27 protein-coding genes are annotated in these 26,639 nt (G+C 71.7%); 13 read left to right on the forward strand and 14 right to left on the reverse strand.

Translation table 11 applies throughout. The annotated features are described in order from the left end of the window. Positions 1-66: 66 nt before the first annotated feature. The 3 genes from ACXR8F_RS04820 to ACXR8F_RS04830 form a co-directional block, all read right to left on the reverse strand. On the reverse strand, positions 67-441 hold the full coding sequence (locus ACXR8F_RS04820) for a YciI family protein (RefSeq protein WP_458798977.1): 375 nt from the start codon (positions 439-441) through the stop codon (positions 67-69). Between the two features lie 323 nt (positions 442-764). Further along, positions 765-977 (reverse strand): hypothetical protein, encoded by a 213-nt coding sequence (locus ACXR8F_RS04825; RefSeq protein WP_045188857.1) that lies wholly within the window; start codon positions 975-977, stop codon positions 765-767. Positions 978-1,187: 210 nt separating this feature from the next. Beyond that, positions 1,188-1,583 carry a hypothetical protein gene (locus tag ACXR8F_RS04830; RefSeq protein ID WP_045188860.1) on the reverse strand — a complete coding sequence of 132 codons (396 nt, stop codon included), beginning with the start codon at positions 1,581-1,583 and terminating at the stop codon, positions 1,188-1,190. Positions 1,584-1,755: 172 nt separating this feature from the next. Between ACXR8F_RS04830 and arr the strand changes: the two genes are divergently transcribed. Continuing rightward, complete coding sequence (gene arr / locus ACXR8F_RS04835; RefSeq protein WP_458798978.1) at positions 1,756-2,709, forward strand: NAD(+)--rifampin ADP-ribosyltransferase; 954 nt, start codon at positions 1,756-1,758, stop codon at positions 2,707-2,709. Positions 2,710-2,747: 38 nt separating this feature from the next. Then, positions 2,748-3,773 (forward strand): molybdopterin-dependent oxidoreductase, encoded by a 1,026-nt coding sequence (locus ACXR8F_RS04840; protein WP_458798979.1) that lies wholly within the window; start codon positions 2,748-2,750, stop codon positions 3,771-3,773. 25 nt (positions 3,774-3,798) lie between these two features. On the opposite strand, the gene ACXR8F_RS04845 is transcribed toward ACXR8F_RS04840, so the two are convergent. Beyond that, positions 3,799-4,953, reverse strand: a complete 1,155-nt coding sequence (locus tag ACXR8F_RS04845; RefSeq protein ID WP_458798980.1) for a hypothetical protein — start codon at positions 4,951-4,953, stop codon at positions 3,799-3,801. Positions 4,954-5,068: 115 nt separating this feature from the next. Beyond that, positions 5,069-5,854 carry a lysostaphin resistance A-like protein gene (locus ACXR8F_RS04850; RefSeq protein WP_458798981.1) on the reverse strand — a complete coding sequence of 262 codons (786 nt, stop codon included), beginning with the start codon at positions 5,852-5,854 and terminating at the stop codon, positions 5,069-5,071. Positions 5,855-5,987: 133 nt separating this feature from the next. Between ACXR8F_RS04850 and ACXR8F_RS04855 the strand changes: the two genes are divergently transcribed. Beyond that, positions 5,988-6,497 carry a hypothetical protein gene (locus ACXR8F_RS04855; protein WP_458798982.1) on the forward strand — a complete coding sequence of 170 codons (510 nt, stop codon included), beginning with the start codon at positions 5,988-5,990 and terminating at the stop codon, positions 6,495-6,497. A gap of 104 nt (positions 6,498-6,601) precedes the next feature. Then, a complete protein-coding gene (locus tag ACXR8F_RS04860) occupies positions 6,602-7,408 on the forward strand; it encodes a hypothetical protein (protein WP_458798983.1) in 807 nt (268 codons plus the stop codon). Positions 7,409-7,426: 18 nt separating this feature from the next. Here ACXR8F_RS04860 and ACXR8F_RS04865 read toward each other — a convergent pair whose 3' ends face one another. Together ACXR8F_RS04865 and ACXR8F_RS04870 are read right to left on the reverse strand one after the other, a co-directional pair. After that, positions 7,427-7,861 (reverse strand): VOC family protein, encoded by a 435-nt coding sequence (locus ACXR8F_RS04865; RefSeq protein WP_045188871.1) that lies wholly within the window; start codon positions 7,859-7,861, stop codon positions 7,427-7,429. A gap of 47 nt (positions 7,862-7,908) precedes the next feature. Further along, on the reverse strand, positions 7,909-8,574 hold the full coding sequence (locus tag ACXR8F_RS04870; RefSeq protein ID WP_045188873.1) for a Type 1 glutamine amidotransferase-like domain-containing protein: 666 nt from the start codon (positions 8,572-8,574) through the stop codon (positions 7,909-7,911). 158 nt (positions 8,575-8,732) lie between these two features. On the opposite strand from ACXR8F_RS04870, the gene ACXR8F_RS04875 reads away from it, so the two are divergent. The 5 genes from ACXR8F_RS04875 (at position 8,733) to ACXR8F_RS04895 (ending at position 14,655) form a co-directional block, all read left to right on the forward strand. Then, positions 8,733-10,238 (forward strand): hypothetical protein, encoded by a 1,506-nt coding sequence (locus ACXR8F_RS04875; RefSeq protein WP_458798984.1) that lies wholly within the window; start codon positions 8,733-8,735, stop codon positions 10,236-10,238. Between the two features lie 179 nt (positions 10,239-10,417). Next, complete coding sequence (locus ACXR8F_RS04880; protein ID WP_458798985.1) at positions 10,418-11,779, forward strand: hypothetical protein; 1,362 nt, start codon at positions 10,418-10,420, stop codon at positions 11,777-11,779. 90 nt (positions 11,780-11,869) lie between these two features. After that, entirely contained in the window at positions 11,870-12,331 is a 462-nt protein-coding gene (locus tag ACXR8F_RS04885; protein WP_458798986.1) for a phage tail protein, read from the forward strand. Between the two features lie 304 nt (positions 12,332-12,635). Further along, on the forward strand, positions 12,636-14,126 hold the full coding sequence (locus tag ACXR8F_RS04890) for a hypothetical protein (protein ID WP_458798987.1): 1,491 nt from the start codon (positions 12,636-12,638) through the stop codon (positions 14,124-14,126). A 52-nt stretch (positions 14,127-14,178) separates the two neighbouring features. Further along, positions 14,179-14,655: a VOC family protein gene (locus ACXR8F_RS04895; RefSeq protein WP_458798988.1), complete on the forward strand. Its 477-nt coding sequence runs from the start codon at positions 14,179-14,181 to the stop codon at positions 14,653-14,655. Between the two features lie 30 nt (positions 14,656-14,685). Here the strand turns inward: ACXR8F_RS04895 and ACXR8F_RS04900 are convergent, their stop codons facing one another. Next, the gene (locus ACXR8F_RS04900) at positions 14,686-15,027 is read right to left on the reverse strand and encodes an MmcQ/YjbR family DNA-binding protein (RefSeq protein ID WP_045188893.1); all 342 of its coding nucleotides are present in this window, start codon (positions 15,025-15,027) and stop codon (positions 14,686-14,688) included. Positions 15,028-15,219: 192 nt separating this feature from the next. Here ACXR8F_RS04900 and ACXR8F_RS04905 point away from each other — a divergent pair, with 192 nt between their 5' ends. Next, a complete protein-coding gene (locus ACXR8F_RS04905) occupies positions 15,220-16,041 on the forward strand; it encodes a hypothetical protein (RefSeq protein ID WP_458798989.1) in 822 nt (273 codons plus the stop codon). Here the strand turns inward: ACXR8F_RS04905 and ACXR8F_RS04910 are convergent. From ACXR8F_RS04910 to ACXR8F_RS04930, 5 genes are all read right to left on the reverse strand, one after another. Further along, positions 16,014-16,523 carry a GNAT family N-acetyltransferase gene (locus ACXR8F_RS04910; RefSeq protein WP_045188898.1) on the reverse strand — a complete coding sequence of 170 codons (510 nt, stop codon included), beginning with the start codon at positions 16,521-16,523 and terminating at the stop codon, positions 16,014-16,016. The two genes, ACXR8F_RS04905 and ACXR8F_RS04910, sit on opposite strands and share 28 nt — an antisense overlap. A 52-nt stretch (positions 16,524-16,575) precedes the next feature. After that, on the reverse strand, positions 16,576-17,316 hold the full coding sequence (locus ACXR8F_RS04915; RefSeq protein WP_458798990.1) for a lipase family protein: 741 nt from the start codon (positions 17,314-17,316) through the stop codon (positions 16,576-16,578). Positions 17,317-17,354: 38 nt separating this feature from the next. Beyond that, positions 17,355-17,738: a YciI family protein gene (locus tag ACXR8F_RS04920; RefSeq protein WP_458798991.1), complete on the reverse strand. Its 384-nt coding sequence runs from the start codon at positions 17,736-17,738 to the stop codon at positions 17,355-17,357. A 15-nt stretch (positions 17,739-17,753) separates the two neighbouring features. Beyond that, the gene (locus ACXR8F_RS04925) at positions 17,754-18,626 is read right to left on the reverse strand and encodes a lysostaphin resistance A-like protein (RefSeq protein ID WP_458798992.1); all 873 of its coding nucleotides are present in this window, start codon (positions 18,624-18,626) and stop codon (positions 17,754-17,756) included. A 181-nt stretch (positions 18,627-18,807) separates the two neighbouring features. Next, on the reverse strand, positions 18,808-19,332 hold the full coding sequence (locus ACXR8F_RS04930; protein ID WP_458798993.1) for a mycothiol transferase: 525 nt from the start codon (positions 19,330-19,332) through the stop codon (positions 18,808-18,810). A 204-nt stretch (positions 19,333-19,536) separates the two neighbouring features. Here ACXR8F_RS04930 and ACXR8F_RS04935 point away from each other — a divergent pair, with 204 nt between their 5' ends. Continuing rightward, positions 19,537-20,952: an FAD-binding oxidoreductase gene (locus ACXR8F_RS04935; RefSeq protein WP_458798994.1), complete on the forward strand. Its 1,416-nt coding sequence runs from the start codon at positions 19,537-19,539 to the stop codon at positions 20,950-20,952. A 101-nt stretch (positions 20,953-21,053) separates the two neighbouring features. Here ACXR8F_RS04935 and ACXR8F_RS04940 read toward each other — a convergent pair whose 3' ends face one another. Then, positions 21,054-23,570: an MGH1-like glycoside hydrolase domain-containing protein gene (locus ACXR8F_RS04940; RefSeq protein ID WP_458798995.1), complete on the reverse strand. Its 2,517-nt coding sequence runs from the start codon at positions 23,568-23,570 to the stop codon at positions 21,054-21,056. Between the two features lie 185 nt (positions 23,571-23,755). On the opposite strand from ACXR8F_RS04940, the gene ACXR8F_RS04945 reads away from it, so the two are divergent. Then, entirely contained in the window at positions 23,756-24,322 is a 567-nt protein-coding gene (locus tag ACXR8F_RS04945; protein WP_458798996.1) for a DUF4352 domain-containing protein, read from the forward strand. Continuing rightward, a complete protein-coding gene (locus ACXR8F_RS04950) occupies positions 24,322-26,625 on the forward strand; it encodes a multicopper oxidase domain-containing protein (RefSeq protein ID WP_458798997.1) in 2,304 nt (767 codons plus the stop codon). Before ACXR8F_RS04945 ends, ACXR8F_RS04950 begins: the two co-directional genes overlap by 1 nt. Positions 26,626-26,639: the final 14 nt, after the last annotated feature.

The raw sequence follows: 26,639 nt of genomic DNA on the forward strand, positions 1-26,639 counted from the left end.
GGAGTCGGCGCGGTGTGAGGTCTGCGCCGGCTCGGCCGCTTCCCGGTGCCGGCGCAGACCGAGACCTCACTCGCCGGGTGCGTCCGGCCCGTCGGAGATCTGGCGCAGCGTCGCGACGACCTTGACCTCCGGCCAGTGCTTCGCGTGCAGCTCGGCGAACTCACGTTGGTCGGCGACGGCCTCCTCGAGCGAGCCGTACTCCATGATCGCCCAGCCGCCGACGATCTCCTTGCTCTCCGCGTACGGCCCGTCGACTCGAGTCACCGTGCCGTTGTCGACGACGAAGTTCACGGCATTCTCCGTGCCGTAGAGGCCCCCGCCGTCGAGGAACACGCCCTTGGCGGCACGCTCGCCGATGTGGACGTCCATCGCGTCGAAGAGCGACTGCGGGGGCGCTCCGATGCCCTCTTCCATCCTCACGAAGCCCATGAAACGCGGCATCTGCATCTCCTTCTGGTTGCTGCTGGTTGCTGCCTGTCACCACTGCGTCGAACCGCTCGGCAGCTCTTCGACATTGTCGTCCGAGAATCTTCGCGAGCCGCGCCGGACAGGTCGACGACGAGCCACACACGACCGCTTGGCCGCTGGCCCGCGTCGAGGCACGCCCCAGCGGCGAACGCGCACGTCGGGCACGACGACCCTCTGAGCGACCGCGCTCCGCGCCCGCTCAGAGGGTCCGGCAACCGGCCCCCTGACAGCAGCGGGCGGCGGCCCGGACCACGAGGTCCCGGCCGCCGCCGACGTCGTGACGCTGGAGGGTCGGGCTAGCAGAACGTCCGGGCGAGGGCGTTCTTGGCCTGGCCGCCACCGGCGGACTTGACGAGCTGGCCGACGTTGTCGACGCCGAGGACACCGCTGTTGACGGTCTTGTGCACCTGTCCGAAGCACGCGGCGTCAGCGGATGCTGCCTGGGCGCTTGCGGCGAGGCCGAGCGAGGCGAGAGCGGCGATGGAACCTGCAGCGAGGAGGCGCTTCATGTGTCATCCCTTCGGTGGGTGGGTGCCCGGTGCACCCACTGCCCCCTTCTTCCGCCTTCGTGCCGGTTCTGGATGCAGCCGGGACCGACTTTCTCAGCCGCGGCGAGCCGAGAGGCGCGTCGGGAACTGGGCACTCGACGAAGACGGGCCCCGTCGGGTGCCCGGTCACCGACGCACCCCACCCGCCGTGGGCTCAGTTCACGCCGGCCTTCAGCCCTTGACGTAGAAGGCGTTCGTCTGAGAGCGCGACGGGTCGGTCGCCGTCGGGTCGAGCGCGGCGAAGGTGAAGTAGACCTCGTCGGTCTTGCCCGTGGCCGCGTTGCGGCAGAGGTAGTCACGCGGGCGGTTCACGGCGAGCTTGCGGGTGCAGCCCTTGGCGGCATACAGGCTGTCGAGCTTGCCCTGGACGGTGGCGACGGGGTCGGTCGAACGCACGGTGGCCGTCGTCGAGCTCTGCGAGACGATCCGGCCCGGGCTGGTCGGCAGCGGCATGGACGTGGGCCACGTCCCGGACGACGTGCCGCCGCCCCCACTGGCCGAGGCGAGGCCGGCGCCGAGCACGACTGCTGCGATGGTGGACATTCCGATGGCCGCGAACTTCTTCATGACTCTCCTCGAGAAACGAACCGGGTGCCCTCCCGCCCCAAGGACATACCCAGCGTTCCGGCGGGCCCATACCAGACGCAATGGGACGTTGGTGCTAGAACCACGAAAACTGCCGGCTCCCGCGAGACGCAGTTCCGGGGAGCGGCGGGACGAACTGTGCCAGATTGGGATGATGCAGACGAGCACCGCCGACCTCGAGCTGTCGATGGACGAGCTGCGGGCCGTCGCCGCGTATGCCGTCGCGTGCGCCGAGCCGGTGCTCGTGCTCTTCCAGCGCGACGAGCCCGACGACCCGCGGCCCGAGGCCGCGCTCCGGGCGGCGCGAGCGTTCGCCGACGGGGCTGCGCGTTCGAACCTCCAGCGCACCGCCGCCACCGACGCGCACCGCGCCGCGAAGGAGGCTGCCTCGGAGCCCGCCCGGCACGCGGCGAGCGCCGCCGGCGACGCGGCCGCCGCGGCATACCTGCACCCCCTGGCCAAGGCGACCCAGGTCCGCCACATCCTCGGCGCGGCCGCGCACGCCGCACGGGCGGCCGAGCTCGCCCGCGGCGACGACCCCGTCGTCGCCGAGTACGTCGTCACGGCGGCTGCCACGCGCGCCGACCCGGTCGTGCTCGACGTCCTCTCGCGCTACCCACGCGCGCCCGAGGGACGCACCCGCGTGGCGGTCCTCATGGCACGGCTCGACAGCCTGCTCCGCGATCCGCCGCCGGCCAAGCGCGTCGTCGACGACCCCGGGCCGTTCTTCCACGGCACGAGGGCCGACGTTCGCCCGGGCGACCTGCTCACACCGGGGTGGCGGTCCAACTACGGCTCAAGGCGCCAGTCGAAGCACATCTACGTGACGGCGACCCGCGAAGGAGCGCCGCTGGCCGCCGAGCTCGCGCGCGGTGACGGGCCGCCACGGGTCTACCGGGTCGAGCCGCTCGGCACCCTCGAGGACGACCCGAATGTCACCGACAAGCGCTTCCCCGGCAACCCCACCCGGTCCTACCGCACCACCGAGGCGCTGCGGGTCGTCGAGGAGATCACGGGCTGGGAGCCGCCGTCACCCGCGGTCGTCGCGCACATCCGCAGCCGCATGGGCGAGCTGGCCGAACTCGGCATCGAGGCCATGGACGACTGACCGGCCCCTGCCGTCGCCGTTGCGGCCACACTGGGTGGATGGTCGCAACGTCCCGGCCCGGCCGGCGGACCAATCTCGCACTCCTGGTGCTGCTGACGGGTGCGTTCGTGACCGGCTGGCTGGCGTTCGCGGTCGGCGCCGCGTCCGGCGCGAGAGCGGTCGCGGTGCTCCACGGTGTCCTGGCCCTCGGCATCCTCGTGCTGGCGCCGTGGAAGAGCGCGCTCGTGCGGCGCGGCCTCCGCCGGCGCCGGCCGCACACCGTCGCCGTGACGTTCACGCTCCTGCTGGCGCTCAGCATCGTCGCCGGGGTCGTCCACTCGACCCTCGGACCCCTCGAGGTCGGCGGCGTGAGCGCCCTCGCCGTGCACGTGGCGTCCGCGGTGGCCGCGGTCCTGCTCGCGGTGGCGCACGTCCTGCGTCGACCCCAACGCGTCCGCAGGGGTGACCTCTCGCGGCGGACAGCGCTGAGAACGTTGGCTCTCGGCGGAACGGCCGCACTGGCGTACGCCGCCCTGTCGTCGCTGACGTCGGTGGCCGGGCTGCCGGGTGCGCGCCGCCGCGAGACGGGCTCGTACGAGATGGGATCCGGCGACCCGTCTGCGATGCCGGTCACGCAGTGGTTCACCGACGACGTGCCCGTGCTCGACCCCGCGGCCTACGTGCTGCGCATCGAGCGAACCGGCCGGCCCGAGCGGCAGGTGTCCCACGCCGAGCTGCTGACGGCGGCGACGACGACACGGGCGGCCGTGCTCGACTGCACCGGCGGCTGGTGGTCCGAGCAGACGTGGCGCGGAGTGCCGCTCGACGTGCTGCTCGGCCCCCTCGCCGGGGGATCGGTCGTCGTGCACTCGGTGACCGGCTACACCCGGCGCCTGCCCACCGAGGATGCGGCAGGCCTGATCCTCGCCACCCACGCCGGCGGCGTGCCGCTCTCGCCCGGGCACGGCGGGCCGGTGCGTCTCGTCGCGCCCGGCCGCCGCGGCTTCTGGTGGGTCAAGTGGGTCGACCGCATCAGCGTCGACGACCATCCCTCGTGGGCGCAGTCGCCCTTCCCCCTCCAATGAGCGACCTCGTCGGGGGGCGACCTGCTCAGCGTCCGCGGTGTCGCGACACCCACTCGAGGACGAAGCCCAGACCCAGCACCACGAACGAAGAGAGCCAGAAGCGGTTGTCGCCGGTGGCGAGGTACGCGACGGAGGAGATCATGCCCGCGCCGCCCGCGAGCCCGAAGAGGACTGCCGTGCGGCGGGTTCGTGCCACCGTGGCGCGCACCTCGTCGGGGTCGCGCACGACGTCACGGTGTCGCTCGACGAACGCGTGGGCATCGGCGATGCCGTGGGCGCCATGGGCCAGTAGCGCCTCGCGGGCTGCGCCGGGGTCCACGGCGCGCAGCTCGACGCCGTCGACCAAGAAGCCTTCCGCCCTCCGGGTCGCGAACGGGGAGATGTCGAGGCCGCGTGCAGCCGTCCACCGGACAGGCGGGATCGGCTGCGGCACCGTGAAGAGAAGGACGAGGTTGGGGTCGGCCCAGGGTGAGGTCGTGCTGAGGTACGGCGTGCGGAACCCGTCGCGCGTCACCCACTCCTCCCCGTCTTCCCACCCACCCTCGGCGAGGGCCGGCTCGAGCAGCACGCCGACCGAGCCCATCGGGACGAACCAGGCGCGGCGGCCGCCGAAGACCCGAGGCACCACGAGCGTCACCCCGGTCGCGTCGACCTCGACGTGGGAGTCGCGCGAGAGCAGCCGCCAGCGGCGAAGGGCGATGCGGACGCCCGGCCGGTACCGGGCGTCCGCTGCGAGATGCCGGCTCAGGGGCGTCACCCCTTCACGTCCCGGCGCCTTGACGGCGCACGCCACCGCTACGACGACCGACTCCGCGAAGAGGAACATCGAGAAGCCGTGGGCCGAGTCCCCGACCGGCCAGACGCCGGTCTCGACGGGGACGACGACCGAAAGGACGACGAGCAGGACGAGAGCGAGGGCGCACCCGGCGAAGGCGCGAGGCCTGAGCCGCTGCCATGACCACTCGCCGTCTCCGCCGCGCGCCGCGGCGACGACGAAGGCACGGGTGACGAGGGCCGACGCGGCGAACATCGTCAGGAAGTCGGGCCACGTGTCCCCGCTGTAGAGGCGCCCCGACCCGACGGCATACAGGCCGAACACGAGGACGACCACCCCCGCGACGAAGAGGCCGAAGGCACCCACCTGACTCGGCGTGACGGGGAGAACGGGGCCGTCGTCCACGCTGCTGCTCTCTTCGGACCGTGCCCGGCTGCCGGGCCCGGGCCGCACGGCCCGACGGCGAGCAAGATACCGAAACGTGGACAGCGCTGGGCCCGTGGCACCCGACTCGGTTGTCTCAGCGCAGCACGAGCGCCAACGTCGCCCCGACGATGAGGACCGACTGGACGCTGTGCACGATGATCCCGAGCCACGCGCTGCGGTAGCGGCGGGACGGCAGCGCCAGCGCGACGGAGTCGAGCAGCGCCGTCGGGATCACCCACGGCAGGTGCAGGTGGTAGATGGCGAAGAGCACCCCGTTCGCGAGCCAGTCGCCGCGGCCGAAGACGCCACGCATGCGCGGCAGCAGCAGGCCGCGGAAGAGCAGCTCCTCGCCCAGCACGGTGTTGAAGAGCGCCATGACGACCACCACCACGAACCACGGCCAGTTGCCCGAGAGGAACTCGTGCCCCGTGGTCGACCGGAGGAACTCGCCGAGGTCGCGCCCGGCCGGGGCATGGATCTTGGGCAGCACCTGCTCGAGCCCGACCACGAGCACCGCGGGCACGAGCACCCACCAGACGCGCCCGCCGACCCGGCCCGTACGCGGGCTGTGAGGTCGTCGCAGCCACAGGGCGTCCGCGACCGCTCGCCGGCGGAGCGTGCCCGTCTCGCGTCGGACGAGCACGAGCACGAGCACCCCCTGCCAGACGAGCCCGGCCGTGAGGCAGGCGATGAGCGCCTGCGGCCACGCGGCCGGTCCGTCCAGCCTCCCGGCCAGGGCGGGAGCCACCAGCCAGGCCAGCGCCGCCATGGGCAGCGCCGCCGCCGCCCACACCCCCAGGATCTGCCGCAACGCGTACTGGGGTGGTGTCCGTTCGGCATCAAGGGGTAGGACTGCGGACTCTGTGTGGGAGAGGGACATCGAGACCTCCTGGCTCGCCCAGCAGCGTGCTCCCACGGCGGTCGGGGCCGCATCGGGGATGGCCCTGAACTCGGTCCTGAGCAGCGCCGCAACGGTTCAGGGTCTGTGGGTGTCCTCACAACAGGAGGTTCTGGTGAAGCGAACAGACATCGCCGTCGTGGCCGTCGCCGCCGTCCTCGTCGCGGGCGGGTGCACGAGCCCCAGCGGATCCGGGGCGGTCTCCGCGACGTCCGTCGACCGGCAGCCCGTGTCGGCCTGCAGGTCCACACCCACCACAGCAGACACGGCGGCCATCATCGACTGGGTCGACTTCGTGCAGCTGAAGGGCATCCAGTACTACGCCGGGCTTGATGGCCCGTTGCCGCCGGTGCCGACGGAGCAGCTCGGCCCGACGGTCGGCCTCGTCGAGTGCCGGCTCAGCGAGCTGCACTTCGACGGGCCCCCCGGGCCATCGGTCGACGGCGACGCGGCGTTCATCCCGGTCGGCACGCCGGTGCGCTCGATCAGGGGCTTCGACCCTGCGTGCCGCGTCGCAGCCGAGGTGGAGGGGGTCAACCGTGTCTACCTCGCGCACACGGACGTCAAGGGCGTCACGAGGGCGGTCCCCTGCGCCAAGGCTCCTCGCGCCTCCTCCGTCCGGTAGCCCCGACTCTGGCTGACTCGATCGACGGCGGCGCACCACGACCGACGGACGGAACGTAGGCTCTAGGGGCCGTCCGGCACCTGATCGCTCGTCGAGGAGGCTCCGTGTCTCACAGTCCGTCCCGCATCCGGGAGATCCTGCCGACCTCCAGTCGCACCGCTCTGGGGGCGACGCTCGCCGGCGGCGTGCTCACGGCTCTCGCGTCGGCGCCCGAGCGGGTGAGCCACCTCTTCCGGCACCGCTTCCCGATGGTGGCGGTCACGGGGATGACCGGGGTGGGCAAGAGCCAGCTCGTCGACCGGCTCACCCGGCGCACCTCCGCCGACGGCGTGCCGCAGGTCGGGTCGGCCGTCATGGAGCGCCGGACCCGCCGCTCGCCGCGGCTGCATGGCTTCCGCTTCCTCGTCGTGCCGGGCGACAACGCGGCGACCCGGCTCGGGGCTCTCGACGAGGTCTTCCACGACGAGCCGGTCGACGGCGTGATCCACGTCGTCGCCAACGGCTACGCGACACCGCGACGGGCGGCGGGCACGACGGGCGAGGGCATGGCGAGCCGCGAGGAGCAGCTCGCCGCCGAGCTCGAGGACTGGGCGATCACCTCGCACCGGATCGCCTCGATGGCCGTGCGCCGGCACAAGCCGATCTGGCTCGTCATCGCCGTGACGAAGACCGACCTCTACCCCGACGAGGTCGACGAGGTCGTGCACTACTACTCACCCGGAAGCGGCACGCCCTTCGGCGACAAGGTCGACGCCCTGCGTGCCCTCGCCGGCGGCGCGAAGCTGTCGATCGACGTGCTGCCCGTGTCGAGCCAGGGCGGCGACCGCAAGTCCGCCCTCCCGGCCAAGCAGGCCGGTGCCATGGTCGACGCGCTGGCCGACCGGCTCGGCCAGCTCAGCGGTCACGCCTGAGCCCCCGCTCAGGCGTGGTCAGTCGAGGCAGAACTCGTTGCCCTCGACGTCCTGCATCACCAGGCACGACTCGTTGATCCCGTCGGCGAGCAGCAACCGCTGCCGGGAGGCGCCGAGCGCCTCCAGCCGCGCGCACTCCGCCTCGAGCACCGCGACACGCTCGTCGCCGCGCAGACCGGTGCCGACGCGTACGTCGAGGTGCACACGGTTCTTGACGACCTTGCCCTCGGGCACGCGCTGGAAGAACAGCCGCGGGCCGACACCCTCCGGGTCGACGCACGCGTACGCGCCGCCCTGGCTCTCCTCCGGGAGAGAGCTGTCGAACTCCTCCCAGGACCCGAAGCCCGGCGGGGGCGGCGGGACGACGTAGCCCAGCACCTCGCACCAGAAGCGTGCGACCCGCTCCGGGTCGGCACAGTCGAACGTGACCTGGAACTGCCTGACGGTCGCCATGCGCCCACCCTAGGACGCGAGTCGCTGCTCGTCGCAGCGGCTTTCGGCTACTCGTGCAGCAGGGTCCACTGCCCTTCCGACACGACGTCCACCCGGCCGTCGACGACGACGAACGCGGTCTCGTCGTCCACGGCATACGCGGGCCCCTCGATGCCCGCGGCCCACTCCTGCGCCTCGGCCATGGTGTTGCCGGGCTGGTCGTCGCCGTTGACGTGCGGGCAGATCGCGAAGTCGACGAGCCCTAGCGTCTCGTCCCCACCCGTCGCGGGGCGCCACTGCACGAAGTCCTCGCCGACCCGTGGCGTGAGCACCATGCTGCCGGCGCTGAGCCCCACCCAGACGGTGTCGAGCGTCGGCAGCAGGTCGGCCAGGCCGGACTCGCGCATCCAGTGGGCCAGGTAGAGCACGTCGCCGCCGGCTGCGAGGAGGGCGTCGGCCTCACGCACCTTGGGCACCCACAGGTCCTTGTCGATGCTCGGCAGCGCGGTCAGCTCGAGCACACCCATGGACTTCCACCCGAGCCCGACCATCCCGTCCGACCGGCCGGTGATGAACTGCCACGGCTTCTCGCCCGGGCCGACCCACGGGTGGGCGTACTGGGCCGTGGGGATGCAGAGCGCCGTCGACTCGGCGATCGGCTTGCCGAGGAGACCCACGAGGGCGGCCTCGATGCTCGGGTTCCTGACGCCTGCGGACGTGAGAAGGAGCTTCACCGTGCCTCCGTGCGGAGCGAGGATGTGGACGCTGTCAACCTACCGGCCGACGGTGCCGTTTCGACGTCTGACGGGTACCTAGGGTCCAATGGACCCTGCGGGCCGGCGGCCCGCCGCAGCTCCATCGCTCCTGACCCTCACGACACGCAGGCCCGCCCATGACGACGCAGACGCTCGCACCACCCGCGCACCGGCGGGCCCGCCTGCTGCCCTCGGTCAGCTCCGTCCCGCGGCGCAGGCTGCTCGTCCCGGTCGTCATCGCGTTCGCCTTCCTCGTGACCCAGGGTGTCGTCCAGGCGGTGACGCCGTTCATCCGGCAGGACGACTGGACCTTCCTGCTGCCCGACAACCAGCCGAACGTGGCCCCGCCCCGCTACTACAACATCAGCGAGGGGCGCTGGCTCAACACCGGCTGGTGGTGGCTCGTCGGCCAGCACGGCACCCCGACGACCGCCGCCCTGACGTACGCCCTCGGCTACGCGCTGCTCGTGGCCGGCATGTGGCGGGTGCTCCGCCGGGCCGGGGTGCGTCCCGCGCCCGTCGTCGACGTCCTCCTCGGCATCGCGCTCTACGCGTCGTGCGTGTGGGTGCAGCTGCTCTACTGGCCGGGCGCCCTGACGCCGTCGGTCCTCGTCGGCGCCACGGCGACGTGGCTGCTGCCGTGGGCGTCCCGCACCCGCGTGCGGATGGCGCTCTGGTTGCTGCTCAGCGGCGTCGCGGCCGTGCTGTCCTACCCGCCGATCGGCGTCGTGCTGCTCGTCTTCGCCGTGGTCCACCTGCGCGACGCCCCGTGGTGTCGGGTGCTGGCCGTGGTCGCCGGCTGGGTCGTCGCCTTCGGCAGCGGCATCCTCGTCGCCTACACGCTCAACTGGATCTTCAACCAGCACTTCGGCATCGAGCTGGCCTCCTGGCGCCAGGCCAACCCGCTCAACTCCCTCGACTCCCTCTACGACAACGTGGACCGGTGGCTCGACTCGGCCCGCGACCTGTGGCGCGCCCAGTGGTGGGTCGCCCTCGTCGGCCTCGTCGCCTTCGCCGTGGGCATCCGCGACCACCGCGTGCGCCCACGACTGCTGCGGCTGCTCGCAGCGTTCGTCGTCGCGTGCGGCGTCGACGCCGGGCAGACGGTCGTGACGGGCGCCGTCACCGAGGCGCGTGGGCAGCTGTGGACGTGGCTCGTCGCGGTCCTGCCGGTCGCCTTCCTCCTCCTCCGCCGCGGCCGCACGGAGCCCCGGGCCGTACGCGTGTCGCCCGCCGAGCGCGTACCTGCCGTGCTGCTGGCCGTCCTCGCCGTCGTCGGGGTGCTGGCGTGGCGGGCCGACATCGGCGCCCACCAGGAGACACGCGTGCAGTACGCCGCCATCGCGGAGCAGGCCACCGCGCCCGAGGCGGGAGAACCGGCCGCGCGCATCGTCGTCTATCAGGACCCGACCTACAAGCGCACCCGCGACGGTCGGCTCATGGCCAGCACGATGTTCATGGCCGTGCGCCAGGAGGCCGGCGGAGTGCAGCCCCGCTGGTGCCGTGGCGACGAGTGCACCGTGCTCGCGGGGCGGCCAGCTGACCGCTGGGTTGTCCGTATCGAGAGCCCTGCGGCACTGAGCCACGTCCTGGGAATCGTGATGCCTCCGCCGCCCGAATGGGTCAAGGAGCATCGGGGTTGAGCGTGCACCTGAAACGTTCTCCGGGCGCCTGACCCGTCTGTCGCGGGTCCGCGGTTATCGTCGAGTGATTGACCGTCGGACTCTTGGGGGCAGATCGGACCATGACGGCACAGGTTCGCACCTCGACGATCGAGTCGCGCGAGTCGGCCCGGCGACGCCGACCGCCTCGCTGGCTCCTCATGACCGGCGTTCTCGTCGTCGCTCTGGCCCTGACCGACGCCCTGGTCCAAGCGTTGTGGCCGCTCCTGCGCAACGATGACTGGCCCTACATCCTGCCAGTCGACACCCCGGGGACCATCGACAACTACCAAAAGAACCTGCGAGAAGGCCGTTGGCTGAACTACGTCGCATGGCTCACCATCGGGCAGCACACGACACCCTTCGCGGCGTCCGTCACATACGTCACGGCCTACTCCGCCTTCGTCGCGGGGCTGTGGCGGCTGTTGTGGCGCGCCGACGAAAGGGCGCCCTGGCCGGTGCAGGCGATGGTCGGGCTCGCCTTGTTCGCCTCGGTGACCTGGGTGCGCCTGCTGTACTGGCCGGGGACGTTGGCCCCGTCGGTGATCATCGCCGCCGTGGGTGTGTGGTTGCTCCCGCTCGCGGCGAAAAGCCGACGTCGTCTAGCGGTGTGGCTTGTCGCGGTCACCGTCCTGTCGGTTCTGAGCTACCCGCCTGTAGCCGCAGTGCTCTTCATCGCAGCCGTCGTGCACCTCGGCAGGGCGCCGTGGCGACAGCTGTTGCTGTTGGCCCTCGGCTACGTCGCCAGCTATGCGGTTGGTGTCGCCGTCATCTACCTCCTGAACTGGATCGCGTTCGACCACTTCGGGCTGCAGATCGCCAGCTGGCGCCACCCCAACCCGTTGCGGGATCTCCAAGACCTTCGCGTCAACGGCGGCCGTGCGGCACGAGCGCTGATCGGGCTCTTGCGCGAAGCACCGGTAGCCACACTCGCGGCAGCCGTCGCCGTGATCGCAGGCGTGCTCAACCAGCGGGTGCGTCCCCTCGTGTGGCGGCTCTGCGCCGGCCTCGCCGTCGTGGCCGGGCTCGGGGCCGGTCAGACACTTCTCACCGGCGTGGTGACCGGCGTCCGCGGCGAGCTCTGGCTCTGGATGGCGCTGGTACTCCCGGCGGTGCTGCTGCTCCGGGGGACCGGGCTTTGGACCCGTGTCGGCGTCGGGTGTCTGGTCATCGTCACTGTCGTCGGGGTGCTCACGTGGCGAAGCGACGTCGGTCAGCACCAGGAGACGCGCCGGCAGTATGCCGCGATCGTGAGCGAAGCCACCCTGCCGCAACCGGACGGCACCCACCCTCGGGTAGTCGTCTACCAGGACCCGCGTCTTCGCTCCACTGTCGCCGGACAGACGATGGCCGGGATGCTCCGTATGATGATCCGCACAGAGCTAGGGCAGGTGCCGCGGTGGTGCCGCCCCGCAGAGTGCCGGGAGATCTCAGCAAGGTCAGCGCAGCCCGGCCAAGGACCGGTCGTCCGTCTGAAGTCCGTGGTTGCCGTCGTCGTGCCCGCACCACCTGCCTGGCTGTGACCCGCCCTGGGTTCGACGCTGCTCCTGGAGAGCCCGGCCCGCGCGACGCTAGCCTTGCGCCAAGGTGCCTGCGGCCAGCAGGAGGTGGTCATGGCGTACGACGTCGACTTCACGAACGTCTCTAGGGTTGGGCTGGAATCATCGCCGGTGGCCGATGCGTTGGCAGGGCTGAGGGCCAACGAGGCCCGCTACTTCAAGAACAAGTACTCCCACACGTTCAGCGTCGAGCCCGCCGACCATGCGAAGGACGTCGTCGCATACGTGGCGAGGGTCCTCGAGGAGGAGCGCGGCATTGTCATCGCCTCACCGGCGCTCGAGGCCAGCCAGTTCGAGGTCGACGGCGTGCGCTGGTCCTACGTCTTCTACGAGTCGGGCCTGTCGGTCAACGTGCTCTACACCTTGGCGGGAGGGGGCAAGCGGGCCGTAGGTTTCAAGCTGTCCGACGGGATGGAGGTGCCCGACGAGCTCGAAGACTTCAAGTTCGCGCGGCAGAAGTCGAAGCTGGCCGGCACGATCCGCGGCTCCTACTTCGTCATCAAGGGTGAGCACTAGCTGCGCGAAAGTCTCGACTGCCGTTTGTGCCCGTTCACGCGACTCAGCGGTTTCGCGACCGTCTGGCCCTACGACCGTGGCACCCGCGCGATTCACAGGCAGAGCGCGCAAGCGAAGCCACGACAGCGGAGTCGGGAGGACTGACTTCAACCGGATCACGCTCCCAAGCCCGCCGTGATCAGACGGTCAGACGGATGTCGGTTAGCCCATAGAGGGTCTCGGGTCGCCCCGTTGTGCCTATTGTCGAGAGTACGGGGCCGGTCACCCGCCGACGCCCATCCTTCGTAGTTATCCAGCCATCGCCATGACGACGCAGACCCTCGCCGACACCAAGGCCCAGCAGCGGGGTCGTCTGGCCTCGCGAGTCGGGCGCCACCTCGTCGTCCCACTTGTCATCGCGGTCGCGATGCTCGTCAGCGATGGCATCGCCCAAGTGGTCACCCCGTTCATCCGTTCCGACGACTGGCCGTTCCTCCTGCCTGCCCAATCACCCGGCGTCGGATCGGTACTGTCGCACGGCTTCACAGAAGGTCGCTGGCTCAACACCGCCTGGTGGGCCGCCGTCGGCCAGCACGGCACCCCCACGTCCGCATCCGTCACTTACGCGCTCGGGTACGGGCTCTTCGTCGCGGGGACGTGGCGCGTCCTGCACGCGGCGGGCCTTCGTCCGCGGCTGGTCGTCGACATCTTGATCGGTGTGGCGCTCTTCGTTTCTGCTGTCTGGGTCGAGCTGCTCTACTGGCCGGGCACCCTCACCCCGTCGGTACTCGTTGCCGCCGCCGCAGTGTGGACTCTGCCCTGGGTCGCGGCACGTCAGCATCTGGGCTGGCTGCTCGGGTGGCTCGTGGTTGTCGAAGCGGCGTCGGTCTTGACGTACCCACCCGTCGGCGCCTTGATGGTCCTTCTTGCCGTGACGGCGTTGAAGGGCGACTCGTGGCGCAAGGTGATGGTGGTCGTGGGCGCGTGGGTCACGGCCTTCGCTCTGGGCGTCGTGATCGCCTGCACCCTGAACTACCTGTGGTTCGGTGATTTCGGCCTTCAGCTCGCATCGTGGCGACGGCCCCACTACGGCACGTCGCTTCAGGCGATGTCGACGAACTTCGGGCGCTGGGCCTCCGGAGCAGCGCAGCTCTGGTCGGGCCAGTGGTGGGCTGGCTTCGTGGCCGTCTTCGGAGCCCTGCTCGGCTGGCACGACGTGCGCATCCGACCACGACTTCAAAGGCTCCTCGTCGGGGTCGCTGTCGTTCTCGCCCTCGATCTCGCGCAGACCCTCGTCACCGGCATCGTGACACCAAGCCGGGGTCAGTTATGGAGTTGGGTCGGGGCGCTGCTGGCGGTCGTGCTGCTACTTCTCGGTCGGCAGCGGCTCCCACTCCCGTGGTCTGCTAGCGGTCTACCGGTTGAACCGGTGGTCGGTCTGGCGCTTGCCACGCTCGCCTTCGGAGGCACGCTCGCCTGGCGGAGTGACGTCGTCGAGCATCAGGCCACCCGGACCGAGTATGCATCCATCGCCGCACGCGCGACCGGTCACGACCCGGCCGCAGTGAGTCCGACGGTGGTGATCTTCCAGCCCGCCACGAACCGCAAGCTCGCTGCCGGCAGCATCACGGCCATCACGCTGCGGATGGCGATCCGTGAGGCGCAGGACGGTGTGCTGCCGCGCTACTGCCGCGGCGTGGAGTGTCGCTTGATCGCCGAGCGACTTGGTGAGGGGTCTGTCATTCGCCTCGGGGCCGTAGGCGCCGAGGCGAACGTCGTCGGTGTCGTTGTCCCGCCGCCGCCCGGCTGGCTTTGAAGCGTCGACGGGCCGCCAGGCTCTGGCACCCGGAACGGCGGAGCGCCTGCCAGTGCGAGCCGCCCCGGCCCGGCCTCCGGGCCGCGGTCGGAACAGACGCGTACGGGCCGGCAGAATCCAGCTCGCGGAGCACGGTGACGAATCCGGAGCCTATAGAGGGCTCGGCGCTCGCGCGCTGGGCACGCTCTGGGCGAACCTGCTCGGCTGGAACGTCTACCACGACGACGACCCCGAGGTCGTGGTCGCGCCGTCGTTCCCCCACGAGGGCACGGGCATGCTCTTCATCCCGGTGCCCGAGGGCAAGACCGCCAAGAACCGCATGCACCTCGATGTCGCACCCGACGAGGGGACCCGTGACGAGGCCGTCGAGCGGGCACTCGAGGCCGGCGCGACCATCACCGGTGACCACCGCAAGGACGACGGCACCGGCTGGGTGACCCTCGCGGACCCCGAGGGCAACGAGTTCTGCATCGAGCGGGGCGCGGCGGAGCGGGGGCCCCGCACCTCGGTCGCCTACCGGATCGGCTGACAGCCGCGTCGCGGCTGCGCCCGGTGCCCCTCAGTCGACCTGCGCGAGGGCCACGGTCTTCGGCACGACCATGCGCCACGCGTCGACGACGATCTCGCGCATGCGGGCCTCGTCGAGCGCTGCGAGCCGCACCTCGACCCAGTTGAACCGCAGGTCGGAGCGGCGCGGCATGAGGAACACGTCGGGCTCGCTCGCCACGAGCACCTCCCGCTCCTCCTTGGGGAACGCGAAGCCCATCTCGGTCTCGTCGGCGGAGAACGCGAGCCACACGATCTTGCCGACCCGGAACTTCACGCGGTCACGGACCAGCACCTCGTAGGAGCGCGGCAGCTGCTCGGCGACTCGGCGCACGTCCTCGATGGTCACGGGCACCCGTCCAGCCTGCCACGCCAACCGGCGCGACACGCCGTCCCGATGCCTCTGGATGCGAGCCAGCGACCCCTTCCGCCGAGCCCACCACCCGGCATACGCTGCGGCAGTCGCGACCCCGACGAGCTCTCGGGCGGGCTGAAACGTCGACTCCACCTCATGACAGACACCTCATGACCGACAAGGAGACGACGTATGCCGTCGAGCACCGCCCCGCCCACCGTCCCGCAGCGCCTGCTGGCCTTCCTCGACCGCCTGGGCGCCGTGCTCGAGCAGCGCGGAGATGCCGTGGCCCTGCTCGGTCTCGGCTCGGTCGGCCGTGACCTGCACCGCCTCGACGAGCACTCCGACGCGGACTTCTTCGTCGTCGTCGACGACGCGGCCGCGCGTGACCGCTATCTCGCCGACATCGACTGGCTCGAGGCCGCCCAGCCGGTCGTGTGGTCGTTCGAGAACAGCCGTGCCGGCCGCAAGGCTCTCCTCGAGGGTGACCTCTTCGCCGAGTACGCGGTCTTCTCCCTCGCCGAGATGGACACCGCCGGCTACCCGCCGGGGCGCCTCCACTGGAGCCGGGCGGACGCGCCTGCCGGGCTCGAGATCCCGAACGTTCCCGTGCCGCAGCCGGACTCGATGAGGCACCAGGTCGGTGAGGCGATCACGAACCTCTACGTCGGGCTGCACCGCGACCTGCGGGGCGAGCGCCTGACGGCGACGCGTTTCATCCAGGGGTATGCCGTCGACCGCTGGGTCACCGTGCTCGGCCACCTGGGGCTCGGGACGGGTGACGCGCAGGACGTCTTCGTCGTCGACCGGGGTGTCGAGCGGCGGTTCGGCCCGGAGCTGCTGCCGCTCGCCGACCTCGTGCCCGGCTACGAGCGCAACTGGTTCGCGGCGCAGACGCTCCTCGACCTCCTCGAGGCGCACGTCGAGCTCGACCCGACGATCGTCGCGGCGGTGCGCGACCTCATCGTCCGCTCGCGGTCGGCGGCTCAGGCGCGGGCGAGGTCGAGCGCGTAGACGAGGAGCGCGGTGCCCGGGATCGGCGACCAGTCGCGCTCGGGCACCCGCACGAAGCCGAACCGCTCGTAGAGCCGGTGCGCGGCGTGCATCATCGGCTGTGTCGAGAGCACGACCCGCTCGCGCCCGAGCGCGCGGGCCCGGTCGACACACTCGCGCACGAGGGCGGCCCCGACGCCGCGGCCACGACCGCTGGGTGCGACCGCCAGGGTGCGGAACTCCGCCTCGTCCGCGGCCGCGATGTTCGCGAAGGGACCGGGGCCGCCCACGAAGGCGACACCACCGAGCACCGTGCCGTCGGCGTCGACCGCGACGAGCACGTCGGCGTGCTCGGCACGGTGCCGCACGTCGCGCAGGACGTCGAGGTAGGGGTCCTGCGCGCCGAAGTCGAGAAGGCCGTCGTCGAGGTACGCCGCTGCGGTGAGGTCGCCGAGCCGCTCGTAGTCCTCGGGCCGCGCGGCGCGGATCGTCAGGCCGTCCATGCGGCCAGTGTCGCAGGGGCGCGCCGCGGTCCTGCCGCGCCCGTCGCCGGGGCTACGCCGGCGCTGGGACCCCGAGCGCGCCCAGCAGCCTCGACAGCTCCGCGGCCACCTCGGCCGGCGCGACGAGCCCGTGCAGGTGCTGGCCCGGCAGGGTCGCGACCGGCCAGCCGCACTGCTCGGCCAGGCGGCGCTCGTCGGCATAGGTGTCACCGAAGGCGAGGTACGCGTTGGACCGGTCCGCCCAGCCGGCCGGCACGGTCACGGTGTCGCGGAAGTACGTGAGCGGCAGGCGCTGCTGCTCCTGCTCGACCCGGCGCCGGGTGGCCCGGTCGGGGAAGAGCACGTCGACGTCGGCCTCCGGCCACCACCTCGTCCACGCCGGCAGCACGCCGTCGGGGTCGGCGAGCCCCTGAAGGAAGTCCAGGAACGCGGCCGGCGCGAGCGGCGCCTCGGCCCTCGTGTACGAGATCGCGCCGTCGCTGCGCTCCGGCGACCCGGGAGGCGCGATCTCGGGGGCGGTCACCCACTGCGGGAGGGCTGCGTCGACGAACACCGTCGCGACGACGTCGCGCTGCCGCGCGACCTCAGGCGCGAAGAGGCCGGCGTTGCTGTGGGGCACGAGCACCACCGGACGCCCGGCAGGCACGGCGTCGAGGAAGCCGGCCAGCGCGTCGGCGGCCGTGGTCACGGGCGCGGGCTGACGGCATACGGCCACGGACCAGCCTGCCGCGCCGAGCCGCTCGGCGACGGGCTCCCACACCGAGGGTCCGAGGAGTGGGCTCGGCAGGAGCACGAGGAGAGGGTCTGCGGGTGGCGCGGCCACGGGCCGGGTCAGTCCTCGGTCATCCGTCGGCGCTCACCGACCGGCGCGCCGGCGCGCGGGAAGGCGACCGAACCGGCAGCCACCCACCACTCCATGACGTCGTAGGTCAGACGGCCCGCGACGACGGACGGGTCGGCGTCGGTGAGGCGAGCGGCCTCCTCGGGGCCGCAGCTGAAGACGGACATCCCCCGGTAGGCGGGGTCGCTCTGGGCGTCGTAAGGGCCGTTGGCCACGGTCAGCCCTTCACGCGCGAGGTGGGCGCGGTAGGCGAGGTGCCTCTGCTGGAGGTCGTCGAGCTCGGCGTCGGTCAGCTCAGGCGCCTCGGCGGGACGGCGCAGCACGACGACCGTGTAGACGTCGAACTCGTCGGGGACGTCGGCGCCGGGGGCCATCGGTCAGCGGTTCGCTCAGGACGCGAGTCGCCAGGCGAGCACGCCGAAGAGGACGCCGAGGGAGTTGGTGGCCCAGTGCATGCCGACGCTGGCGAAGATGCTGCCGCTGCGGCGGCGCAGCTCACCGGCGAGCACACCACCGAGGGCGGTGAACACGACCGTGCCGCCGACCACCGCGACCTTGGCGAAGGGGCCGAGGGCCGCGACGGCGCTGCCTATGGCCTCGTTGCCGGTGGCCGACGCCATCGCGGGGAAGACGTGCCAGAAGCCGAAGAGCACCGAGGAGGCCACGAGCACCTGCCACATGCGGGCGTGCCGCGAGAGGAACCCCCACAACACGGAGCGGAAGGCGACCTCCTCGAGCAGGATCGTGCCGACGGGGATCATGACGAACGCCGTGAACAGGGCTCCCGCGGGCGGCAGGTGGTAGCGCGCGTCGAGGAACGCCGTGCGCGTCGACGGCAGGAGGATGCCGGCGAGATAGACCATCGCGACGACCCCGATGACGCCGAGGCCCCAGCGGATGCCGCGGGCATGCGTGTGGCGGGCAAGGCCCAGCTGGTGCCACGTCAGGCCCTGCCACCGCGCGAAAGCGAGCAGCGCGACCGCGCCGACCGGACCGAGCCACATCGTGTCCCAGCCGAGCACGTGGTTCGCGACGTTGACGCCCGCGAGCGCGAAGACGACGACCACGGTCGCGGCCAGACGGGCACGGCGGCCCTTCGCGATGAGTGCGAGCCGGCGACGGCGGGTGGCCTCGTGGGCCAGTGCGTCGGCCCGGCGGTGTGTCAGCCGGTGCGTGCGGTGCACGGCGCGACCCGGACGCGCAGCGACGCCGTCGTCTTGCGGCGCGACGGCGGCTGGGACATTCAGGACGGAGGTGGTCATCCCCTCCATGGTCACACGTCAACCTGTGCTCCGGACGTGCTTGCCAGGAGTTGCACGCCACGCGGTCACCGCGGGCCTCGGCAAGCCCGGACGCCCCCGGTGTGCGCAGGTGTCACACGCCGCTGTGGCTCCGGTGGCGGGTGGTGCTGCCGTGCCCTGTGTCCCTCGCGCCCAGCGAGCCTCAGCGGCGGCGCTCGACGAGCCCACGCACGTACTCGGCCTGCCCGAGGTGCTTGGCGGCGTCGTCGAGCACCGACACGATCCGCACGCCGACGGTGACGGGCGGGTTCCAGTGCCGGTCGATCACCCTGCCGTATGCCGCCGCGTCGAGTCCCTCCACGTAGCTGACCGTGCGCTCGTGCACCGCCTCCTGGTAGGCGGCGAAGAGGCCCGGGTCGGCGACGGTGAAGCGGCCGACGTCGTCCGAGCTCATGCTCCAGCCGTGCGCGTCGCGCGGGTAGGGCAGCCCGAACCGTTCGACCCAGCCGTCGCCGAGCCACACCGAGTTGTCGGCGCCGGCGAGGTGGGTGACCTGGTCGTCCTGCTGGCGGGCGAGGTGCCAGACGAGCCAGGCGATGTGGTTGGCAGCGGCGTCCGGCCGCCACAGCAGCTCGTCCTCGGACAGGCCGTCGACGGCGTCCGGCACCCCGTCCCGGATGCGGCCGAAGCCGTCGAGCAGCAGGTCGCGGGCAGGGTCCGTCGTCACGTCGTCCACCTCCCCAGCATGCACCCGACGACCCCGCCGGGTCGGGAGAAGTCCCTGTGGCCGAGCCGTGCCGACATCGAATCCGACTGCAGCCCAGACTCGCTGGGACGAAACGGATCTTTCGCTCCCGATGTATCTGGCCACCCCTTCAAGCCTCTGAACACTCGTGCCCACCACCGGGGCGACCCCGAACAGGAGAAGCAGATGACGACCATCCTCACCCCCACCGCCCGACGGGCCACCAGCCTCGCCGGGCTCTGCGACGGTGAAGTCCACCTCCCCGGCGACGCCGGCTACGACGCGGCTCGCATGCCGTGGAACGTCGCCGTCGACCAGCGACCGGCCGCGGTCGCCCGGCCGCGCACCGTCTCCGACGTGCAGGCCGTGGTCCGCGCGGCCGCCGCCGCCGGGCTGCGCGTCGCGCCGCAGAGCACCGGCCACAACGCCGGCCCACTCGCGGCCCAGGGCCTCGACGACGTCGTCGTCGTGCGCACCGACCAGATGCGCGGCGTGAGCATCGACGCGACGCGGCGCATCGCCCGCGTCGAGGGTGGCGCCACCTGGATGGACGCGACCGAGCCGGCCGCCGACCACGGCCTCGCCGCCCTCCACGGCAGCTCGCCCGACGTCGGCATCGCCGGCTACAGCCTGGGCGGCGGCATCGGCTGGTACGCCCGCAAGCTCGGCCTCGCCGCGAACAGCCTGACCGCCGTCGAGCTGGTCCTCGCCGACGGCGAGCACGTTCGCGCGGACGCCACCGAGAACCGCGAGCTCTTCTGGGCGCTCCGTGGCGGTGGCGGCAACTTCGGCGTCGTCACGGCCCTCGAGTTCCGCCTCTACCCGATCGAGACGGCGTATGCCGGCATGCTCGTCTGGGACCGAGAGCACGCCGAGCGCGTGCTGCGTCGCTGGGCCGACTGGGCGCCCGAGGCACCGGACGCCGTGACCACCGCGTTCCGGTTCCTCAACGTGCCACCGCTGCCCGACATCCCGGCTCCGCTGCGCGGCCGGTCGCTCGTCGTCATCGACGGCGCCGTGCTCGGCTGTGACGCCGAGGCACGCTCGACCCTCGCCCTGCTGCGCGGACTGGCGCCCGAGATCGACACGTTCGACCGTGTTCCGGCCCGCACGCTGACCCGTCTGCACATGGACCCCGAGGGCCCGACGCCCGCGGTGTCCGACGGCACGCTGGTCGGCGGCCTGCCCGACAACGCGATCGACACCGTCCTCGAGCAGGTCGGCCCGGGCTCGACGTCGTCGCTGCTCATGGCCGAGCTCCGCCAGCTCGGCGGCGCCCTCGGTCGCGCTCCGGAGGAGCACGGTGCCCTCGCGAGCGTCGACGCGGCATACGCGGTGTTCGCCTGTGCCATCGCGGCGACACCCGAGATGGCGGCGCAGGGACAGCTCGACGCGCACGCGCTTACCGGCTCGCTCGAGCCGTGGTCGACGGGCCGCAGCTACCTCAACTTCGCCGAGAACCCGACCGATGCTCGGACGGGCTACGGCGACTCGGCGTGGCTGCAGCTCAAGGGGATCCGTTCGGCCTACGACCCCGAGGACCGGATGGTCGCGAACCACCGCATCCCGCGTCTGTTCGAGCAAGGACGCGTCACCTCCTGACCCAATCGAGAGAACATTCCGTCACGCAAGACCCCGATCGAGAGAACAGTTCGTCACCTCCGGAGGTGACGAACTGTTCTCTCGATCATGTGGGAGTGGCGTCAGAGGGTGACGGAGGTGGTGCCGGCGCCGACCGAGACGACCTTGGGCTTGCCGCCGCCGCGGGGCTGCAGCGAGAGCCTCGTCGGCTTCTCCGCCTTGACCGAGAAGGTCGCCGACGTGCCGTCGTAGACGAAGTCGCGCACGACGACCCGGCCACCGACGGCCTGGAAGACGAGGTGCCCGTCCTCCTTGAGCAGCGTCGTGTTCGTGCCGGCCGTCACGTCGTAGCGGTGCCCGTGCAGCGGGATGCCGGCGACCTCGTTCGTGCCCGGCAGGCCGAGGGTGCCGAACCGGAAGCCGTTCACGGCGCCCCACGGCTCGTCGGCGATGAGCTCCTGCGTGCCCATGAGCGGCATGAGGTTGCTCCACGAGTACGTGCGCCACGTCGTGTCGGTCGCCGCACTGTTGATGACCTGGCCCGGGTCCGGGTCCCAGTACTCCGGGAACCAGCCGAGGTCCTCCCACGTGGTGAGCCAGAGGTTCGTGCTCTTCGTCGCGAGGTCGGCAGCGGGCTTGTCGAACCCGTAGCGCTTGAGGCCGTCGTAGACGGTGGCGTTCATCGGCGGCCAGACAGCGCCCTGCCACTCCTCGCAGGCGTCCTCCTCACCCTGCTTCTGGAAGTACTCGTAGCCGGTGACGCCCGGGTGCTTCGCGCCCGAGTTGCAGAAGGCTGGGTCGTTGCGCGCCACGCTCGGCACGGCGTACTCGCCCCAGTACTCCGCCGGGTTGAGCAGGTGCTTGTCGACGAGCTCCTGTGCCCGGTCGGGCGTCGCGAGGCCGCCGAAGAGCGGGTAGAAGACGGTCGGGGTGTTGGTCTGCTCCCACGAGCCGTCGAGGTAGCGGTTGAGGTAGAGCCCGCGGTCGGCGTTCCACAGGTGCTCGTTCATCCGCTTCTTCAGCTGGTCGTGCAGCGCGACGTACTTCGCGGCGTCCTCGGGCTTGCCGAGGGCCGTCGCCATCTGCGACAGGTTGTCGGCGAAGAGGCCGTAGTACGAGTTGAGGGCCACGTCGGTCAGGTCGGTGTTGTCACGGTTGTCGGTGCCGTTCGTGACCACCTGCTTGAAGTTCCAGTACTGCGGGCTGTCGTCGAGGCCGAGATGGTTGCCGCGACCGCCCTGGCGCGGGCCGGCCCACGGGCTCTCGAGCAGGCCGTCCTTGTCGGTGTCGAACTCCGGCATGCGGGCGATGTAGCTCGTGAAGTACGGGTAGACGAGCTCGAGGATGCTCTTGTCGCCCGTGCGCGTGTAGGTGCGCCAAGCGAGGTACGCGTGCATCGGCCCCGCGTTGAGCTGGTCGTAGCGCGGCCCGCCGTTCTGGTCGTAGAAGTCGCGGACGTGGTCGAGGGCGAGCGCCGGGTCGAGGCTGTTGGCGGTGATGCCGTCCCAGCCGGAGTCCCAGCCCTTGAAGATGTCGTCGCCACCTCCGCCGAGGCCCCACATGACGAACGAGCGGTCGTACTTCTCGTCGTAGTTGGCGTTGAGCGCCATGGCGTCGCGCATGAAGGTCGTCGCGCGGGCGACCGGGCCGCTGCCGTGCACGCTCGTGTCGTCGACGTGGGCGCGGGCGTTCGCGATGAGGGCGAGGGCCTGGTCCCGGGTGCGGGCGGACTGCGCGACCGGCGCCTCACCCATCCGGGCGGTGAACGTCAGGGTCTGGCCCTTGTCCAGGTCGTAGCGCAGCGCCGCCGCCCCCTGCCCGGCAGCGGCCGGCTTGCCCACCATGCCGGCGAGCATGTCCTTGAGGGTCGCCCACGACGCGGTCGTGCCGGCCGGGGTGTCGGCGTCGACGCGGAAGTGGCCCGTGCGGCTCGCGTCTCGGATGCCCGCCGAGGTGCCGGTGAGCGACGAACTGCCCTGCACGGCATACGTGCTCGGCTCGGCCCACGGGGCGCTGGCGTCGATCCAGAGCGACGTGTCGTCGTCGAGCGCGGTGACGGAGCCGACGAGCTCGGAGTCGTTGACGCGGGCGTACTTCACGACGACGTTGCGCTTGCCCGCCTGCATGGCGTCGTACTTCGCCTGCAGGCCCGGCAGCTGTGCCTTGGCTGCGGCGACGTCGGCGGCCGACCAGCTCTCGGGGTGGTCGATCGTCGCCTGGAGTCCGCCGAGGCGCTCCTTGGTGATGACGCGGTCGTCCGTGGAGAGCTCGATCTCGTAGTACGAGCCGTCGGTGGCGATGGGTCCGAGCTTCCAGATGCTCGGCACCATGTTCTCGTTGATGACCTTGCCGTCCTTGGTCAGCAGGTCGACCGAGACCGAGAAGCGGGTCTCGCCCTTGCCGACGAACAGGGCGCCGTTGAACTCCTGCTCCTTGAAGCCCGGCATCGCGAAGGGCCGGCTGAGCGGGGCGAGATTCGGGGGGTCGTATGCCGTGGGGCCGGCCGTGGTGACGCCGGCGGCGTCCGGGAGGGTGGGGGTGGCGCTCGTCGCCGTCGCCGCGGCGGTGGCCGTCACGAGGGCGGCCAGAGCTCCGGCGGTGACGCGTCGGGCCGTTCGGGCCCGGGGTGGTCGAGACATCGTCGTCCGTCCTTTGGGTGGATGTGAGCGTTAACATCCGGGTGTTCCGGCCAAGTTAGGCCCGGATGCGGCAATTCGCAACCCCGGTCTCATCTCGACCGGTCCGGGTTGAATCGAGCGCCGTTCCCGGTTCGCGGCATGCGTTCCCGGCTCAAGATTTCTTGGAGGTGGCCGGACGAGCATGGATGTCACCCCCCGCTCAGGAGGACGCCATGGAGCTGACCCGTCGACGGATGCTGGTGGGAGCCGGGGCCACGGGGGTGGCCGCACTGGGAGCCGGGCTGGTGCTCGGCCGAGGCGGACCGCCGACCGTCGGGGCGGGGCAGCGGACGTCCTTCGGCAGCGTCGCCCTGCTCGGCTGGTCGCGCCGCTCGCTCGCCGGGCCGGCCGACCACGCGGCTGGACATGTCCACGAGGGCGCGTCCGTCGCCGCCGGCCAGGCCCCGGTGCCGAGCGCCGTGCACGGGGCGTGGACCGATGCCCTGACGGTCGACGTCAGCGTGCACAACGTCGGCCGGACGCCGATCGAGCTGTCACCCGGACAGTTCCGAGTGCGCGTCGCCGGGGGCGACATGACCGTCAGCCTCTATGCGACCGACCGGCAGGCCGGAGCGGTGGCCGCCGGCGAGACGGCCGTCCTGCGCATCGACTACCTCGTGCCGCCCGTCGGCCTGGTCCTCGCCCTCGAGTTCGCCGACGCCCTCTCGGCCCGCACCCTGCGGCTCGGACGGCTCGCGAGCGGGTCGATCTGATGAGCACCCTCGACCTCTACGTCAACGAGGGCCTCGTCCGGATGGTCGACGACAGCCTCGTCTACATGCGTGGCTTCGGGGCCACCCCGACCGACATCTCCGCGACCCGGCCGAGCCTGCGCATCGGGCCGCAGGTCTTCCTCGCCGACGGCCGGCTGGTCGCCAGCCGCAGCTACCCTCTCGGCGCGGCCCTGCCCAAGGAGGGCCGGCCGGACCCGCTCGCCCCGCACCCGCGCAATGTCGGCGAGTACCTCATCCGGCGGTCGTACTGGGCCAGCTTCTTCCCCGACCGCACCATCGTCGCGGAGGTCGGGTCCACCGTGCGGCTGCGGGTGCACAACCGGCTCACCTGGCCGCACCGGCTGCGCATCGACGGGGTGGCCGACACCGGACCCATCGTCCCCGGTGGCAGCGCCACGCTGACCTTCGCCGCACCGGCCGCCGGCACGTACGTCTACCACGACCCCGGCGGCGGCAGCGTCGAGCGGATCCTCGGCCTGCACGGGGTGCTCGTCGTCGTCGACCCCGCCCGGCGGTGGCAGCTCGCCGCCGGCCGGGCCGAGTTCGAGCGCCAGTGGGTCTGGCTCTGCCAGGACGTCGACCCCGTGTGGGCTGCCCGGGCGCGCGCGGGCCAGGTCATCGACGCGACTGCCACGCCGCCGGTGCCGCGCTACTTCATGCTCAACGACCGCAGCGGCTTCCGTGCCCTCGGCGTCTCCAACGACGTGGCCGACTCGGTGCGGTCGCTCGAGGAGACGCTGCCGTCGGGCTCGACCCGGGAGTTCGACGTGCGTGCCTTCAACGCCGGGCAGGCCGGCCCGACCGTCGGGACCGGCCAGCTGATCCGCCTCGTCAACGTCGGGGCCGCGGTGCACCAGATGCACTTCCACGGCAACCACGTGTGGACCTTGCGCCGCAACGGTGGTGACTTCTCGCGGTCCGTCGGGACGGTCGACGTCGAGGGCCACGCAGTGCTCCAGCAGTGGGAGGACGTCGTCGAGCTGGACCAGATGGACCGCAAGGAGGTCATGCTCCCGGTGCGGCGCCCGCCCGAGGTGCCGCAGCGCACCTGGGCGGCCCGGTCCGGCGACTGGGAGTACCCGATGCACTGCCACGCCGAGCCGTCACAGACCGCGGCCGGTGGCCTCTACCCCGGCGGGCTCGTCGCGCACTGGACCCTCGCGGCGCCCGGGCCCCGGGTGGCCCACGCCCACGAGACCTTCCCGAGCCAGGCCGCCTTCTCGTCCAGCCAGTCGCACGAGGGGAGCCCGACCACGCTCTTGCGCGAGACGCCGACGAAGACGTTCGTGCGCAAGTTCTTCAGCCGGGCCCTGCGCTTCCCCGACGGCGCCCAGCACGAGATGTGGGGCTTCGAGGACGACACGTCGGGGCGCCACTTCCCGGCTCCGGCCATCCGGGTCACCGAGGGCGACCTCGTGCACGTGACGTTGGAGGCGTCGAAGCGCGTCCACACGATCCACCACCACGGCATGGAGCCCGATCCCCGCAACGACGGCGTCGGCCACACCTCCTTCGAGGTGAGCGGCAGCTACACCTACCAGTGGCGGCCCGACCTCGGCGTCCCGGCCGACGCCAACAACGGCGCGTCCGGCCTGTACTTCTACCACTGCCACGTCAACACGGTGCTGCACGTGCAGATGGGCATGTTCGGCCCGCTCATCGTCGACCCGCTCGTCCACCCGGCGTTCCCGCTCGCGCCGGGCGCGCGCCGGTCGTTCATCGACGGCCCCCTCTACGACATCGCCACCGAGACGCTGCTGGTGCCGTATGCCCTCGACCCGCGCTGGCACACGTTCGACCACGCCGCCGGGCTCTCCGGCGAGGACGTCGGCCTCAACCGCTTCGAGCCGAAGTTCTTCTACGTCGTCGGTGGTCTGCTCAACGGCCCGCGCCCGACGACCGATGTGATCGCCCCGACGCAGCTGCGCGCGAACCTGCCCGGCACCGGGCACCCGACCCTGTTCCGGATGCTCAACGCCAACTACTTCCCGAGCCGGGCCCGGTTCACCGACACCTCGGGCAAGCCGGTCGAGATGGCCGAGCTCATCGCGCACGACGGCCGCGCCTTCCGCGACACGTCCCGCCCCGGGATGCCCAGCCCGCCCGTCCGCGACCTGGGTCACCCGCTGCGCACCGACGCCATCGCCTTCGGCGCCGCGGAGCGCTACGACCTGCTCGTGCACCCGCCCTACAAGGGCACCTTCCTGCTCCACGTCGAGTTCACGCACTGGGTCACGGGCAGGCTCATGGCCACGCGGACGATCCCCGTCGTCGCGGCCTGACCTGGCCCGTCCGG

Source organism: Terrabacter sp. AAH1, from assembly GCF_054456855.1.

Excerpts from the sequence above, each read along its gene's own strand:
- ACXR8F_RS04875 (WP_458798984.1), top strand. The coding sequence starts at position 8,733 with ATGACGACGCAGACGCTCGCACCACCCGCGCACCGGCGGGCCCGCCTG.
- ACXR8F_RS04935 (WP_458798994.1), top strand. The coding sequence starts at position 19,537 with ATGACGACCATCCTCACCCCCACCGCCCGACGGGCCACCAGCCTCGCC.
- ACXR8F_RS04905 (WP_458798989.1), top strand. The coding sequence starts at position 15,220 with ATGCCGTCGAGCACCGCCCCGCCCACCGTCCCGCAGCGCCTGCTGGCC.
- ACXR8F_RS04950 (WP_458798997.1), top strand. The coding sequence starts at position 24,322 with ATGAGCACCCTCGACCTCTACGTCAACGAGGGCCTCGTCCGGATGGTC.
- ACXR8F_RS04945 (WP_458798996.1), top strand. The coding sequence starts at position 23,756 with ATGTCACCCCCCGCTCAGGAGGACGCCATGGAGCTGACCCGTCGACGG.
- ACXR8F_RS04850 (WP_458798981.1), bottom strand. The coding sequence starts at position 5,854 with ATGTCCCTCTCCCACACAGAGTCCGCAGTCCTACCCCTTGATGCCGAA.
- ACXR8F_RS04885 (WP_458798986.1), top strand. The coding sequence starts at position 11,870 with ATGGCGTACGACGTCGACTTCACGAACGTCTCTAGGGTTGGGCTGGAA.
- ACXR8F_RS04865 (WP_045188871.1), bottom strand. The coding sequence starts at position 7,861 with ATGGCGACCGTCAGGCAGTTCCAGGTCACGTTCGACTGTGCCGACCCG.
- ACXR8F_RS04840 (WP_458798979.1), top strand. The coding sequence starts at position 2,748 with ATGGTCGCAACGTCCCGGCCCGGCCGGCGGACCAATCTCGCACTCCTG.
- ACXR8F_RS04830 (WP_045188860.1), bottom strand. The coding sequence starts at position 1,583 with ATGAAGAAGTTCGCGGCCATCGGAATGTCCACCATCGCAGCAGTCGTG.
- ACXR8F_RS04890 (WP_458798987.1), top strand. The coding sequence starts at position 12,636 with ATGACGACGCAGACCCTCGCCGACACCAAGGCCCAGCAGCGGGGTCGT.
- ACXR8F_RS04820 (WP_458798977.1), bottom strand. The coding sequence starts at position 441 with ATGCCGCGTTTCATGGGCTTCGTGAGGATGGAAGAGGGCATCGGAGCG.
- ACXR8F_RS04920 (WP_458798991.1), bottom strand. The coding sequence starts at position 17,738 with ATGGCCCCCGGCGCCGACGTCCCCGACGAGTTCGACGTCTACACGGTC.
- ACXR8F_RS04925 (WP_458798992.1), bottom strand. The coding sequence starts at position 18,626 with ATGACCACCTCCGTCCTGAATGTCCCAGCCGCCGTCGCGCCGCAAGAC.
- ACXR8F_RS04825 (WP_045188857.1), bottom strand. The coding sequence starts at position 977 with ATGAAGCGCCTCCTCGCTGCAGGTTCCATCGCCGCTCTCGCCTCGCTC.
- ACXR8F_RS04880 (WP_458798985.1), top strand. The coding sequence starts at position 10,418 with ATGACCGGCGTTCTCGTCGTCGCTCTGGCCCTGACCGACGCCCTGGTC.
- ACXR8F_RS04940 (WP_458798995.1), bottom strand. The coding sequence starts at position 23,570 with ATGTCTCGACCACCCCGGGCCCGAACGGCCCGACGCGTCACCGCCGGA.
- arr (WP_458798978.1), top strand. The coding sequence starts at position 1,756 with ATGCAGACGAGCACCGCCGACCTCGAGCTGTCGATGGACGAGCTGCGG.
- ACXR8F_RS04910 (WP_045188898.1), bottom strand. The coding sequence starts at position 16,523 with ATGGACGGCCTGACGATCCGCGCCGCGCGGCCCGAGGACTACGAGCGG.